1 protein-coding gene is annotated in these 16,971 nt (G+C 60.7%); it reads left to right on the top strand.

All coding sequences use genetic code 11. The features are described 5' to 3' along the window. The first annotated feature begins 129 nt into the window (after positions 1–129). Entirely contained in the window at positions 130–16,725 is a 16,596-nt protein-coding gene (locus M9Q49_RS25130; protein ID WP_254512034.1) for a dockerin type I domain-containing protein, read from the top strand. Positions 16,726–16,971: the final 246 nt, after the last annotated feature.

Here is a 16,971-nt window from a genome sequence, read left to right as displayed (position 1 = left end):
TGCTGGTCTGTTTCGGAAGGCTAATCAGCAGGTGAGAGCGGCCGGTTCGCCGCGTAGTCTCTTCTTTTTGCGAACCGGTTATTCGGAACAGAGTTTGGCGTAAGTCGCGATATTTTCGAGGGTTAGTACATGTCGACCCGGCGTTCGGTGAAGCAACCGTTGTTCAAGAGCACGCTGAAAAAAGATCCCAAGTATCGCGAGATGCTTCGGCGCGCCGCGCGTAAGCACCACTTGGAATCGCTCGAAGACCGGCAGATGTTTGCCATCGACCCTGTCATTGTCCAAGCCGATGGCGGCGCGGCCTTTGGCACGGGCACCGCGCCGATGACGGTGCGGAATGAATCGCCGCGCGAACTGACATTTACCTTCTCGGGCGTGCCGGGCATCAACCGCACGACCTTGGCCAGCGGCATCACGCTGACCGGCGCCAATAAAGACAACCTCTTTAACGCCAACGACATCACGTACACGCCGGCCTATCTCGACATCGGCGAAAACCAAACGCAAGTCGTGATGCGGTTTGCGACGCCGCTGCCGGACGATTTGTATCGCATTCAATTCGTCGGCGGCACGCTGCTCGACACCGACGGCCTGCCGTTCAACAAGGGAACGTCGTTCAACGTCGACTTCCGCCTCAATCTCGCGCCGCAGATTCTGTCGATCGTGCCCCAACCGATCGACCGCAGCGCCACGGGCCAACTGACGCAGCGTTCGAATCAAGTCGACGTGTATTTCAACAACGATGATCTCGACCCCGTCCGGGCCATCGATCCGCAGTACTATCGCCTGCTGGTCACCCGCGGCACGGTCGATCCGCTCGACGATGCGCCCAGCGGCAGCGAAATCCTCCCCTCGTCGATCACCTACGATCCGATCAAGGACAAGGTCACGCTGACCTTTGCCCAGAACATCGAAACCTATGCTCCGGTGGTAGCTGGCGTGGCCGATCCGGCCGTGGCCTTCCGTCTGCGCATCGGCACGAATGAAATTCGCCGGCCGAACATGTACGGCGTGACGGGTGGCGGCGGAACAACCGATTACCTGTCGACCGATCCAGGTTCGACGTTCGATGGCGCTGCCAATCTGAAGAACGTGCTGGCTCGCGGTTTGACCAGCCCGCAAACGCTGGAATCTTTCATCAACCAATCGGCCAACAGCACTGCCAACACCAACGTGCTGACCAGCGGCACGAGCGTGATCATCGGTCAGTCGATCGATCCGCAGTACTACAACTTGATCTGGCCAGGCGGCGACGGCGATCCAGGCCACCGCGACGTCTCGAGTGGCAATCACCCGGGTTCGACGGTTGTGCTCGCTCCGCAGAACCGCACCCAGACCTTCGTCACCGGCAATGACGATCTCGAAGACCACCTGGGCTTCAAGTATGCCGCGAACCCGATCGCTCCGCCGGCCGCCGATGCCGACAAGGTGAACGGCATCACCACGTATTACTACAACTTCCGTTCGGAACTGGGCTACGTTCCAGACACCACGACCGGCACGGTTCCCTCGCAGCCGACCTTCAACATCATCACCGAGCGCCAGAAGCAGCGGGCTCGCGAAGTGCTGGAAGTGATCGGCCAGTACTCGGGCGTGAACTTTGTCGAAACCGAAAAGCAGGGCTTCATCATCGCCACCGGCGATATGCGTTCGATCCTGTCGACGGTGCAAACCGGCGCTGGCGGTTTGACGGGCCTGGCCGGAACGGTCGACCTAAACAACGACGGCATTGCCGAGACGGCTGCCGCGATCATGGATTCGGGCGAAGACTGGGCCTCGAACGGCGGCGACTTGTACGGCAATGCCTGGTTCGTCACCGCGATGCACGAGATTCAGGAATTGCTCGGCCTGGGTCACTCGTACGACTTGCCGGCTCCGACCGTGCAAGGCAACGACCCGACCCTGAACACCGGTCTGCCAGCCGCAGAACCGGCGTTCCCCGGCGATGCCGACATCGAGCACATGCAGCATGTCTATCGCCCGGAAAGCAAAGACATCGATCTGTATAAGTTCGATCTCGATCAAGCGGGCGTCTTCACCGCGGAAGTCTTCGCCGAACGGCTGGCCAATTCCAGCCAACTCGATTCGGCGTTGTCGATCTACCGTTTGAACCCGGTGACGCAGCAGCCCGAACTGTACGCTCGCAACGACGATTACTTCAGCAAAGATTCGTTCATCGAATTGGAACTGCCAGCCGGCACTTACTTTGTCGGCGTGAGCGCCAGCGGCAATTCCGAATACGATCCGAACGTCTTCGACTCGGGCATGGGCGGTACGACCCAAGGCGTGTATCAGCTGAAGCTCGACTTCCGCAAAGTGGCTCAGCAAACGCTGACCGACAACACGGGTGTGGCCGGTGGCGCTGGCGTCGCTTTCGATGGCGACTCGGATGGCAAGCCGGGCGGCGTGAACAATTTCTGGTTCCGCGCCGCAGCGAGCGTGAGCAACCAAGCCGACCTGCAAAGCACGACTCGCACTGCCCGGACGATCTTTGTCGATCGCGCCGGCGGCGGCAATGCAACGGCGCTCGACGTTTCGCCGCGTGACGGCGATCCGGATTCGGCTGCCTACGTGCCCGATGGTTCGCTCGCCAAGCCGTTCCTCTCGATCAAGCGCGCCACCGAAGCTTCGAAGCCTGGCGACATCATCCGCATCGTCGGCAACAATCTGAATGCCACGAAGGACACGACCGACACCAACCTGACCGACAACCTGGCTTACCAGATCGGTTTCGATCAGCTCGGCAAGCCGCTGGCCGATGGCTCGTCGCTCGACGTGCCGAAAGATCGCACGGTGATGATTGACGCTGGCGCCGTGCTGCAACTGCGCCGCGCTCAGATCAGCGTCGGTAGCGAAAATCAAGGTTTGACGGCCGATCGCAGCGGCGGCGCCCTGCAAGTGCTCGGCACGCCGTGGCAAAACGTTTACTTCACTTCGTACAACCGCGCTGCAACCGCGACCCTGGCCACCGAACCACAAATCGGCAAGCCAGAAAATGCTGGCACCGAACGGGCCGACGAAGGTGACTGGGGCGGCATCGCGTTCCGCAACGACATCGACAAGGCCGACGGCCGGTTCGACTACGAGACCCGCGGCATCTTCCTCAACTACGTCTCGAATGCCGACATTCGTTACGGCGGTGGTGCGGTGGTGGTCAATTCCACGGCCCGCACGGTGAATCCGATTCACATGACGGATTCGCGGCCGACGATCATCAACAACAAGGTGACCTACAACGCCGATGCCGCGATGTCGGCCAATCCCGATAGCTTCGAAGAGAGCAATTTCTCGAGCCCGCAGTTTGGCAGCACGTTCAACACGAGCTTCAACGTCGATTACAACCGCGTGGGCCCGGAAATCCACGGCAACACGCTGACCAACAACACGGTCAATGCACTGTCGATTCGTGCTCGCACGCAATCGGGTGCGCTCAACGCCAACTCGCTCGAAGAGATGACCGTCGCCGGTCGCTTCGACGATACGGACATCGTCCACGTCGTTCAAGAAAACCTGGTGCTGCACAGCAACCCGGGTGGCGCGCTGGTGCACAGCTCGCTGTCGGCTCCGGGCACCACGCTGACCGTGGCCGCGCCAGTTGCGGGCACCGGTGGCTTTGCCGCTGGTTCGCAAGCGCAGATCGAATACAAGATTGTCTACGTCGACGAAAACGGCAACGAAGGCCTGGCCTCGAACACCGTGAAGGTGACCGGCACGATCACGGCTGCCAATTCCTACATCCGGTTGACGAACCTGCCGAACGTGACGGCTTCGTTGCTGGCGCAAGGCTTTGTGGGTCGCCGGTTGTATCGCCGCATTGGTGGTACGGGCGACTTCTCGCTCGTGGAACAGATTCCAGCTTCGTCGAGCTCGACTTACACCGACAAGAACATCGCCCTGCCGACCTCGGCTTTGAAGCTGAAGGTTGCTTCGGCGACCGATACGATTTCGCCGCGCGTCACGGGCGTGACGGTGACTGCCGCGATTGGTGGTGGTCAATACGCAGCCGGCCAACGGGTGGTGTATGGCCTCGCCTACGTCGACACCGAAGGTCGCGACACGCCGATGGTGGAAGTGCCGCTGGGCGGTTTGACGCTCGGGCCGAACGGCTCGGTGACGCTGGCCAACCTGCCAGTCGCCTACGCTCAGTACATGGGTCTGCGGGTCTATCGCTCGATCGCTGGTGGCCAGTTCGATCTGGTCGGCCTGGTCGATGCCGGCGCCACGACCTTTGTCGACACCGGCGCGCCTCTCGCGCAGCCGCAAGTTCTGGTGTCAACGGTCGACATTGTGGCCGCGCAGGCCGGCGTTCCGGCGCCAGCTGGTACGACTGGTTTCACCAACGGCCAAGTTGTGAACTACCGGTTCACCTACTCGGGTGTGACGGGTGAAACGGCTTCGGCTCCGCTGGCCGTGACGGCTGGCGATACGAAGGGTTTTGTCGCCGTCGGCAACAACCGCATGATCACGCTGACCAACTTGCCAGCCATTGATGCAAAGCGGTACACGCAGATCAATATCTATCGCTCGATCGATTACGGTCGCTTTGAATACGTCGGCTTCCGCGATCTGGTCGATCAGCAAACCGCGTTTGGTTTCAGCTTCCAAGATCGGAACGGCGCTTCGATCGATCCGTCGGTCTTCTTGACCGAAGCGACGATTTCGCCGCCGATGACGGCCCGCGCTCGGCCGCACGGCACGCTGGTGATCGATCCTTCGATCGTGATGAAGTCGGATGGCGCTCGCATCGATGCGACCATCGGCACGAGCATCATTGCCGAAGGTGTGACGGGCCGTAACATCGTGATGACCTCGATGTACGACACTCGCTACGGAGCGGGCGGCACGTTCGCCACTTCGAAGTCGGTGGGTACGGTCGGCACGGCTGGCGATTGGGCCGGTATCTACTTCGCGCCCGATTCCAAGGGCAGCTTTAACAATGTGGTGTTTGCCTACGGTGGTGGTGAGAACCGCATCGAAGGTACCTTCACCGGCATCAACGTGCTGGAAATTCAGGGCGGCAAGGTGCGCGTCGCCAATAGCCGCTTTGAGAACAACGCCGACGGCAGTGGCGGCGCTCAATCGCCAGCCGATCGTTCGGGCCGCGGCACGAATGACTCGGCCGTGATCTTTGTGCGTGGCGCGCAGCCGGTGATCGTCAACAACACGGCGGTCAACAATAAGGGCTCGTTCATCAGCATCAATGTGAACGCCCTCAATTCCTTTGGCCTCGTCGACTGGGGTCGTCAAACCGGTCTGCTCGCGGAAATCGCTCCCGGCACTTCGCTGAGCCGCATCAACTATCCGATCTCGCGGATGACCGATACGACCACCGGTGTGACCGATGTCGACAACAACGGTCCGCTCGTCCGCCTCAATCGCCTCGCCGGCAACACGACGAACGGCATGCGAGTGCGCGGCGGTGTGCTCACCACCGAAAGCGTGTGGGACGATACCGATATCGCCCACGTTTTGTTCGATTCGGTTCTGATTCCTGACTTCCACACCTTTGGTGGTTTGCGGCTCGAAAGCTCGGCCCGCGAAAGCCTGGTGGTCAAGTCGGCCAGCAATACGGCCAACAACACGGTGGCCGCGATCATCGCCAACGGTCGTCCGCTGGAAACCGAAGACCGCATCGGCGGCACGCTACAAGTGTTGGGTCAACCGGGCTTCCCGGTCGTGCTGACCGCCTACTCCGACGACACGATCAGCGCCGGCTTCCGGCCTGATGGCCAGCCGCAAAAGGATACGAACGAAGGCGCTGCCCCTGGTGGCGGCGGTGGCGGTGGCGGCACGCTGCCGACCGGTCCAGAAGTCAACAACGGTCTGTTGATTGACGACGACGTCCCGCAGAACACCAATGGCCACTTTGCCTTCCAGGTTGGTGCTGCAGGCAGCGACGGTGGCATCACTGCCGCGACCGCTCAGGGCACGACGGGCCAGTTCATCGCTCAAGACTTCATCTTCGATTACTACCCGGTTGTGTACGCCGGCGGTGCGGTGATCGATCTGGCCACGACCGTGACGGTGGCCCCGGCTTTGATCTCGCCCGACGTGGTGAAGAGCGAAGGTCAGTTCACTCGTCAGGGTGGCGCCGCTGTGCACTGGGTTGCGACCTCGTCGTTCACGAACGGCGTGGCTCGCTTGAACACGGTTTATGACTTCACGACAGTTGACAACTCGCCGCTCGGCGACATCCGTTTGATCAGCTACCTGGATGAAGATATCCAGGGCATCTCCGACGACTTGTTGTATATCGCGGGATCGCCGGGCGCCGACGACTTCCGCTTGATGACGCTCGACAATCAGGAACGCATCGGCTTCGCCCAAGGTGGCGTTTACAATGCTGGCCAACCCGGTTTGAGCAATGCCACGTACGTCGGCTTCATGGCCGATCAGTACAACGATCTTCAGTCGACGATCCAAGCCGGCACGGCCACGCAGTTTGCCATCACCCCGAGCGGCACAAACATCGACCTGGTCGATCTGCCGCTGCTTGCCGATCCGGTGCTCGGCAACATTTATGGTCTGAACGATATCACCACCGCCCTGGCCTGGCAGGTGAATCCGCAAGCGACCACTTCGCAAATCTCGACTTTCCTCGAGTTCCTCCCGCAAGCTCCGGTTACGGGTGGCACCGCTGGCGAGTGGGAAGGCATTGTGATCGACAAGTACGCCAACGATCGCAACGTCGAAACTGTTCCCGAACGGGAACCGGTGACGAGCAACGGTTCGCAAAACTCGCGGCCGAGCAAGGCTCAGTTCCTCGGTTCGTTGAACTCTTCCGATAAGGGTGGCGACGAAAATCTCCGCCTTGGCTTCGTGGTTCAAGGCGCTATCAGCGCTCCTTCGGACGTCGACATCTACAGCTTCAAGGCCAAGAGCGAAACGGAAGTGTGGTTTGATATCGACCGCACTTCGCAGTCGCTTGACTCGGTGCTCGAGCTCGTCGATGAATTCGGCAATGTGCTGGCCCGTTCCGACAACAGCGCCGATGAAGCAGTCGGTGGCGATTCGCTGATTGGCGAAGGCGCTCTGCCGATGCAAAAGACCGCGCCTTATGACGGCGTGGATTTGTACTCGACCAACGTCCGCGACGCCGGCATGCGGATCAAGCTGCCGGGCCCACCGGGAGTCGAAAGCACCTACTTTGTGCGCGTTCGCAGCGTGCCGAAGAACAAGGTCGATCTCGACACCGCCGTGCCCCAAAGCGTCAACGAAAGCCTGGTCACCTCGGGCGTCAGCTATGGTGCTTACGAACTGCAAGTTCGTCTGCGTGAAGAAGACGAGAAGGGTGGCACGACGGTTCGCTACGGCCGCATCGCCAACGCCACGACGGGCATCGACGTCAACGGTCACCCGACGCACTCGCCGCTCGGTGGCGAACAACGCGAAGTCGAACCGAACGATCTCGGCACGCTCCTCGGCGCTCAGGACTTGGGCAACCTGCTGGAAACCGACCGCGGCACGATCGCGATCGCCGGCAACCTGTCGGCTTATAACGATGTCGACTGGTATCGCTTCTCGCTCGACTACACCGCCATCGATGGCACGAACGGCGTGCAGAAGGAATATCCTTCGCTGCAATCGCTGGTCAACACGGTCTTCGACCTGGACTATGCCGACGGCTTGGGCCGGGCGAACATGCAGATGTTCGTCTACAACAGCAACTTCGAACTGATCTTGTCGAGCCGCGATTCGAACGTGGCCGACGATCGCTCGAACGCCAACACCGGCAGCTCGCTGAGCGATCTGAGCCGTGGTTCGACCGGCTACAACGATCCTTACATCGGCAACGTGGCGTTGCCCGCATCGACGCCGTTCTCTTCGAACAACGGCACAGCGCCGCAGACGTACTACGTCGCGGTAACGTCGATCGGCACGATTCCGACCGTGATGGATCAGTTCACGAGCGCCACTTCTGCCAACGCTCTGTTGCGGCTTGAGCCGATCGATTCGGTGCATCGCATCGTCGAAGATCACATTAACGAAGGTCTGTTCGAAGATTTCCCGCGCCGTAACGTCAAGACGGAACTGCCGAGCAGCGCGCCCGATCGCGGCACCTCGGATCTGCCGACCAACCAGATCCTGTTCGACAACCTGATTCCGCAAGTGCCGGGTCAGGACAGCGCCATTCCATGGACGCTCAACGATCTGTCGATGTACATTCTCCGCGACCCGGGGACCACGATCGATCAAAGCGTGCTGCAAACCTTCGATCCCTTCACCGGCGCCCACATGACGGACGTCGGCACGTTCGGCTACGAAGTCGAAGACATCGACTTCAGCAGCGCGAACACCCTCTATGGTTTGACCAGCGATAACGACCCGGACAACATCCCGCTGCAAGACGATGATAGCGGTCACTTGATCCAAATCTCGACTGCCAATGGTGCAGCGACCGACTTGGGTGACGACGGCATCTTCACTTACGAGTTCGATCCGACCGGTGCTCCGATCCGTGCGCACCTGGGCCCAGGCAACATCCGCTACGGCTATGGCATTCACTACGATGCCATGTCGTTCTTCAATCCGAACGGCGGTGCTACGCAGCGGATCCTCGGCGTGGGTCGCCGCGGTGAAGCCTTCCTGCCAGGCAACGTGAATCCCGGAATCGACGACAAGACGAACATCGTCTATCAGCTGAGCGCTGCCAACGGCTCGTCGCTGATCGATCTCAACACCCCGCGCACCAACGGAGCTGGTACCGACGCGATCGAAATGGGCGTGATTCTGACCGAACAACGGTTCACGGCTGTCGAAGCCACGACCAACACCGGTCTGTTCTATGTCCCGAACGTGCTCGATGGCACGACCTTCAGCGTGTCCGATGGTCAGCTGACGCAACCCTTCGAGTTCGACGCCGGTTTTGAAGTTTCGCAAACCGTCAACAATGCCACCGATCAAACGGTGCGTGACGGTTACTTCTTCATTCTCGATCCCGATAGCGACCCGACGAACAAGAATGAAAAGATCTTCCAGTACGACACGGGCCCGGTGATCAACTTCCGCCGGACGCTGCTTTCCACGCAGATTCCCGATGGTTCGACGTTCACCGTCAACGCTAATGGCGCAGCGATCGCGTTTGAATACGACCGCGACGGCGTCCAGAACAACCCGACCGCGATTCCGATCGACATCTCGAGCGTCGGTCCGGCACTCACGGCCGACGTGGTGGCAACATTGACCGCGCAAGCGATCAACAGCCAAACGGGTGCAGGCTTCCCAGCTCAGGCCGCGGTCTCTCCTGGTTCGACCCGCATCAGCTTGATTCCGACGGGAGCCGGCTTTGTCGATGCGACGATCCTGAGTGCCCCTTTGATCGCCCAGGGCGTGACCGTGCAAGGTTCGACCGGCAACGCCCCGGTGCTGCAGGCGGTTTCGTCGCCGGCCGCTGGTCCGGGCAGCCTCGAAGGGAAAACCTTCACGCTGCAGATTTCCGGCGCCACGACCACCTTCGAGTTCGATCCGCAAGGCAACGGTGTGACCGCTGGCAACGTCGCCGTTGCTGTCGGCTACAACCAGACCTCGGATCAAGTCGCGCAGGCCATGACCAACGCGATCTTGACCCAAAATGGCTACGCCGCGACTCGCTTTGGCGATCGCGTGTTGGTCAATGGCGCTCAGATCACCTATGTCTATACACCCACGCAACCGATCGTCGACCTGATGGACACGATCGCGAACGGTGGTTTGCAAGGCATTCCAATCGTCGCCGAAGAAAACTTCACCAACCAACAGTTGACGACGGTCACCACGGCTGCAGTCAACAATCAATCGCAGTTCACCGCCGGTGGCGAAGCTGCCACTCGCACAAGTCGGATCAACTTCCCGCCGATCACCATTGCCGGGGTCAAGGCTGCCACGCGTCGGATCGATATCACGGGCAATCCGTTGTGGACGCAGCAGCTGGGCAGCCAGCCGGGCGTCAGCCCGGGTGCCGTGGCGATTCCGTTCCTGGCCGAAGACGACCGGTTTGCTATCGCGCAGCGAGTCGAAGCGGCCATTGATGGCAACATGGCGGGCTTCAATGCGACCGCCACTGGCGCCTTTGTGACGCTGGATCGCGGGCAAATCAGCCTGCCGACCGGTTCTCCATTCGCCGTGGCTGGCGCTGGTCCGGGTGGTAATATCACCGGCATCGTCAATGTCTCGAACCCGCCGAACGGCACTTCGACGTTCGTGGCGATTAGCGACCGCGGCGGTCTCTACTTGGTCACTGTCAACCACAATAACAACATCGCCGGTCCGTCGAACAACACGGTCAACACGCAGTACATCGGCACTTCGGAAAACGACCTCAAGGGAATCCAGTTCCAAGGTTTGACTCGTGGTCCGGCCAACGTCGAAGGTGGCCGCTACGCGAACACCTGGTTCGCGGTTGCTGACTCGGGGCCGTTCGTGCTCGGTCCAACGGTCAACTTCGCTCACACCGAAAACAACGGCCAGATCGGCCTGGCGATTCCCACCGGCATCACTGCCACGGGTGCGTCGACGGCGATCCTGCCGGCGGGCACTGGTGTGATCGGCGACGGACCGTTCGGTGGAGCCGGTCAAAGCGGCGATTACGACTTCTATTCGTTCCAGGCTGGCGCCGGTCAGACGATCACGATCGACGTTGAAGCAGCTGGTGCTGGTACGGGCACACTCGCCGATTCGTACCTCACGCTGTACAACGCCGCGGGCCAAATCCTGGCTGCCGACGACAACGGCGGCACTGGTCTCGATAGCTCGCTGACCTACACCATCGGCGCGGCCGGTACTTATTACTTTGCAGTTCGCGGTGGCGGCTTCACCTTTGGCGGTGACCTGCGTGATCCCTTCGTGGCCAGCACAGGCCGCGGTACGACCTTCACCGGTACCTACGGTGTGACGGTGACGAAGGAAGAATTCGGCGCCAGCCGGGTGTATGCCTTCGATTACAACCCGGGCAACGCCTACAACGGTCTGCAGCCGATCTTTGTCGACGGCCAGTCGAATGTTCCGCTCACCTTCCGTCAGGGGAACACCACGACGCCGATCTACGACGCCAAGGGGATTCATTTCTCCGAACTCGATCGCAACCTGTGGCACATCACGCCGTTCGATGGCGGACGTGCTACCGATCCGGGCCACGGCGTGAACGCCAACGAAAACGACAGCCGTGATGCCACCAACGGTCACTCGAGCTTCTACTTCGGCGGCGCTGCCACCAACGGCAACTACAACTTCAACAACGGTGCCGATGGTTCGATCATCAGCAACGAGTTCAGCCTCGAAGGCTACTCGGCCATTGATCAGCCGATGCTCTACTTCAGCTACTTTGCTGATCACGACACAGTCGGAACCACGGATTCGTTCCGGGTGTTTGTCAGCGGTATTAATAACAACAACGCCGACGTCGATGGCGACGGCATTGCCGACACGAACAGTGGCGACTGGTGGCCGGTGGCTCTCGACGATCAAACGTCGGTTGTCAACAACGTTGACAACGCCAACACCTATGTCACCACGACCGAATCGACCTTCACCACTGCCGGTTGGCGGCAAGTGCGGATTCCGCTGGATCGGTTCGCAGGCTGGAAAGACCTGCGGATCAAGATGGACTTCAGCACCGCTGGCGACATGGCGACGGGTGTGGCTTACACCAAGGGTGAAGAACTCCGCACCGTGGCTGGTGAGTACATCACCGATGGTCAGTACATCTCGATCGACGGGCAGCTCTACGAACTCGACAGCGGCATTTCGGCGACCTTTGCCAGCGGCAATGCGACTCCGGACGGCGAAGCCCTGACGGTAACCGCCCCGGGCGGCGCCTCGACGACGTTCGAATTCGACAAGGATGGCGTGGTTACTCCCGGGCGCATCGCCGTGCCGATCCACGACCTGATGACTGCGATCGAAACGACGCAGTCGATGCTTAGCGTGCTGACGGCCAATGGCTTTGGCGGCCAGATCAGCTACATGGGCGACGACGCCGTGCTGAACTTCTACGGCTCGGAAAATGTCACCGTCACCAATGCCCCATCCCTGGGCGAGGTTACCTTCCTCACGGGCCAGGTTGGTTTGGTTCAGCCGGGCGCCATCGAAATTCCGTATCAGCGAGCCTGGACGAAGATCGAAGTTGCTAACTCGGTCAACAACGTGCTCGAACGTGAGTTCTACGATCAGAAGTTGATTGTCGGCAACGGCAGCCAATACGCTGATGGTCAGACCTTCACGATCACCGACGTCACCGATCCGCTCGCGACGCAGACGTTCGAAATCGAGATGGGTCAGATCCTGAACATCCCAGTGAACGGGGCCAACAACCTGTTCCCGGCGACGCAACGGGTCAACGACGGCGACGACTTCACGCTGACCTACACGGTCAACGGCGTGCCGACGACGATCAAGTTTGAGTACGACAGCGACGCCATCCTGAACGATGTGACGGCCACGCGGATTCCGTTCAACGTCAACGACACGCAGTCGAAGATCGCCACGGTTACCACGTCGGTTCTCAACTTTGCCTTCCCGGGCTTGAACGCTCAGGTGGTCACTGGCGCCCGCGTGCAGTTCGATACCGACTCGAGTGCACTGACGACGATGACTTACACGCCGTCGATCACTCCTGCTGTGGCTGCCAAGTACAGCATCACGGGTGCGAATGGCGTGACGGGAACGAACGTTCCGGTTTATGTCACCGCCTCGCCGCTGTTCGCCACAGCCGATGTGGCCGCTGCGGTGGCTTCGGCCATCAACTCGATCACGACGCTGGGTACGGTCACCGCAACCACGGCCGGCACGCAGCCGAACCGTGTGACGCTGGTGAGTGCGAACGAATACAACCTGAACGTCAATCCGACCGCGCTCATCTCGTTCGAATTGACGAACGTGGTGGCCAACAACAACGTCAAGCAGTACGGTGACTTGATCCGCTTGATCAGCTCGCCGACTGGCCCGCAGCATACGCTCGACTACGATCCGATCACCGACCTGCCGCTCCGCGGGCCATTCGGCTTCGAAGCAGCTTTGCCAGGTGATAACGGCGGCTTCCGCAGCAACGCTCGTGGCCAGAACAACGCGTTCGAAGGTGTGTACGTCGACGACTTCATCGTGGGCCTCGCCGAACGTGGCGAAATGGCTACGGGTGACGTCACTCGCACACAGGCCTTCACAACCACTCAGCCAGCCCTGGCGCTGCCTGGTCAGATCCGGACCGGCGATTACACGTTGGAAATCCGCCGTGGTGTGGGTTACGACTTTGTCAGCCGCGAAAACCCGGGCTTCACGCCCGATTCGAACGACCGGTTCACCAGCCAGCAGACCATTCTGGCTCGGGCCGGCGCCGACATCATCGATGGCCAGACTTTCACGCTTAGCGACGGCAACCGCCAGCTGACGTTCGAGTTCAACGACATCTTTGAGGTCAATCCGGACGGCGACACGGTCACCCCCGGCAACCAGGAAATTCCTTATCACTCGGGGATGAAGGATTTCGAAGTCGCCGAAGCGATTCGCGACGCGATCAACAACGTCAACGTGCAGCAGATCATCGACGTCAATGCCTGGATGGGCGACGGCGTGCAGCCTGGCCTGTTCACCACGACCAATCGTGTGAACCTGAACGGCGCCGTGACGTTTGTGGCCACCGGTGTGCCGGTGACCGAACGGAACGAAAACATCGCCACCGCGATGGAGATCACTGCTCCGGGCATCCCGTACGACGGTCTGCGGTTCTTCGCGAACGGCATGATCGGCGACAGCGACGACAGCGTCACTTCGCAACTCGATGCTGGTCGCCGCGATCGCGATGTCGACTACTTCGCACTCGACCTGGAAGCCGGTCAGCGGATCATTGCCGATGTCGACGCAGCCGATGCCGGCTCGACGCTCGACTCGTACATGCGGATCTTCAACCAAGCCGGTGTTCTGCAGACGGTGTCGATCGGCGGCGTGACCTACACGGCCGAGAACGACGGTCCGACGATTCCGATGCTCCTGCCGAACGGCACGTTCTCGAACGTGACCTATGCGGCTCCGGGCGAACGGGGCAACCCGATCGTGATCGGCAACACCGCGACCCAGAAGAACGATACCGACTCGGCACTCGACTTCATTGCTCCGGTGGCGGGTCGTTACATCATCGCGGTCAGCGGTGCGACCAACAATCGCTACAACCCGGTCACGGGCGGTGGCACGGTGGCTGGTTCGACCGGCAAGTACACGCTGGAAGTTACCTCGCCGAATGCGACTGGCAACAACTCGGCTGGCGTGAACAGCGCCATCGACGTGATCAGCTACGACTCGACTCTTGGCGACGGCAACCTGCCTCGCGACCAAGGGCAGATCATTCTGCAAGGCAACGAAATCTACAACTCGGTGGGCTTCGGCATCGATGTCGACGCGGGCTCGCGTTCGCCGAACGACGCCAACGCAGCTCACCAAGGTGGGGTTCGCAACCTGGCCCAAAGCAACGTCGCGGGTCTGCTCCCCGGCGTCGTGATCATGAACAACGTGATCTACGGCAACGGCCTGGGTGCGATTCACTTCAGCGGCGACGCTGGCGCCGATGCCCCGGTTCCGTACGGCCGCATCATCAACAACACGCTGTACGGCGTGGGTGGTACGGTCAATCCGCCGCCGTCCGCAGTTGCCGATGTCGGTATCTTGGTCGATGAAAAGGCTGGGCCGACGCTGCTCAACAATATCATCGCCAACTTCAACACCGGCATCTCGGTCGATGCAACCTCGCGACCAAACACGGTCATCGGTGGTGTGGTGACGCAAGGAAACGGAACGCAAACCAATCCCGCCAACCTGGGCTTGGGCGACTTCCCGATCCAACTCACCAATACCCAACCGCTGTTCCGCAACGCTCCTGGCGGCAACTTCTACCTCGACGCCCTGTCGCCTGCCATCGACAGCTCGGTCGACTCGCTGCTCGATCGGCCGCTGATGGTCACCATCAAGGCTCCGCTGGGACTCGGTGCTTCGCCGATTCTCTCGCCCGACCGCGATGCTCGCGGCCAGGTGCGGGCCGATGATCCGAATGTGCAAACGCCGCAAGGCTTTGGTCTGAATCCGTTCAAGGATCGTGGTGCGATCGATCGCGTCGACAAGGTCGGCCCGAGCTCGGGCCTGGTCAATCCGCAGGACAATGACAGCCTGGGGATCGATCGCGACTCGTCGCCCAATGTGGTTTCGACCGACGGTACGCAGATCGTTCGCAACTTCACGATCGCCCTGTTCGATCGGACCGATCCGAACGGCGAACCAGACGGCTCGGACATCGACGATTTCACGGTCACTACCGACCAGGTCATCGTCACGCGTCTGACGGGTGTGGGTGTCCCAACTCCGCTGGTGGACGGTGTCGACTACTTCTTCAGCTACGATTCGACGAGCAATCAAATCGTGCTGACGCCGGTCGGCAACATCTGGCCACGCGGTACGTATCGCGTTTACCTGAACGATGGCATTCTCGATCAGGCCGGCAATCCGCTGACGGCGAACAACGACGTCGCGCTGCCGAACCCGAACAATGCCGCCGACAACATCGATCACTACTACGACATCTTCCTCGGCACGGCGGTCGATTACGGTGATGCTCCGGCCAACTATCCGGTGCTCGAAGCCAACGGTGGCGCCAGTCACTTCATCGTGCCTGGTGTGTCGATCGGTGCCACGCCCTCGGCCGACTTCGACGGCAAGCCAAGTGCAGCAGCAACGCTGGACTCGGATGACGGTGTGGTGTCTTGGGGTCAGTTGCTGCCAGGCGTCGCCGACGCTTCGTCGGTGACTGTCAACTCGCCGACCAGCGGCCTCAAGCTGTCGATGTGGATCGATGTCGATGGAACTCCCGGTTGGAGCACTGCCGAACGCGTGATTCACAATTACGTGCTGCAGGCCGGCAACAACACGATTGTCTTCACCATTCCGATCGGCCAACGCGGACCGACCTACGCTCGCCTCCGCGTGAGCTCGCAGGACATCGACCTGCCGACGGGTCCAGCCATCGACGGCGAAGTGGAAGATTACCAGGTCACGTTGACTGGTGCTCAGTTCCAGAACGGCATCGTCATCAAGGTCGATCGGGCTGACGTTCCCGGTAACGGCCTGGATGACATCGGCAACATGGACGTGAACAACGACGGCCGGGTGAACGCCTTCGATGCGATCATCGTCATCAACTACCTCAATCTCTATCCGTCTGGTGCCCTGTTCCCAATCGTGGGTGGTCCTTCGCCGTTGGCTGCCCCGCCGCCGTACCTCGATGTCGATGGCAACGGCCGGTTGTCGGCGTTCGACGTGATTCCGATCATCACCTACCTCAACGCCAACCCGCTGTTGCCGGTGCGGGCGGGTGCTCCGGAATCGACGAGTGTGGGTGGTGGCGCCGCTCCGGAACATGCTGGCGAATCGATCGAAGCCGATCTGCCACTGGCTCTCAACGGGCTGGCCGGCGAAATGTACGCTTCGTCGAGCGTCATCATCGAAACCAAGCCGGTCGCTGCCCCGCAGCCACGAGTGGCTGCCCAAGCGGTGGCTACGGAGTCGCCGGTCGACGAAATGATGAACGCTGTCGCCGTGGAAGCCGCCATGTACGCCATGGCCGAACGGAATATGGGCTGGGAAGCAGCCAGCCACTCGCAGCCGACCTTCGAAGCGTTCGAAGAAATGGCGATCCCGACTGGCCCTCTGACCGACGGCCAATGGGCAGATTTGCTGGACGAACTGGCCCAGGAGCAGACTCAGCAGTCGTAAGTCAGCAATTTTCAGCCGGGCCGGCAGCGGTCTGGTTGAAGTTGGCGAAATCTTAACCGGCCGGGGCCCACAGGGGCGGGCTCTGGCGGTTTTGAAAGACATTCAGGCCGGGTGGGAACTTTTCCACCCGGCCTGCGTCATTAAATGGGGTGTTCACGATTTTGACAGTTATGCCGTGCGCGCTAAGATTGCGGAATGCGTCGACTTGCCCTTGTAAGAAAAGTTGGCCGGTCAGCGCAAATCTGT

Source organism: Anatilimnocola floriformis, from assembly GCF_024256385.1.
Lineage (GTDB): Bacteria > Planctomycetota > Planctomycetia > Pirellulales > Pirellulaceae > Anatilimnocola > Anatilimnocola floriformis.
This window is presented reverse-complemented; position numbering and strand designations above follow the sequence as displayed.

Bases quoted from the DNA above. Each gene is read 5' to 3' on its own strand.
- M9Q49_RS25130 (WP_254512034.1), top strand. From the start codon at position 130: ATGTCGACCCGGCGTTCGGTGAAGCAACCGTTGTTCAAGAGCACGCTG.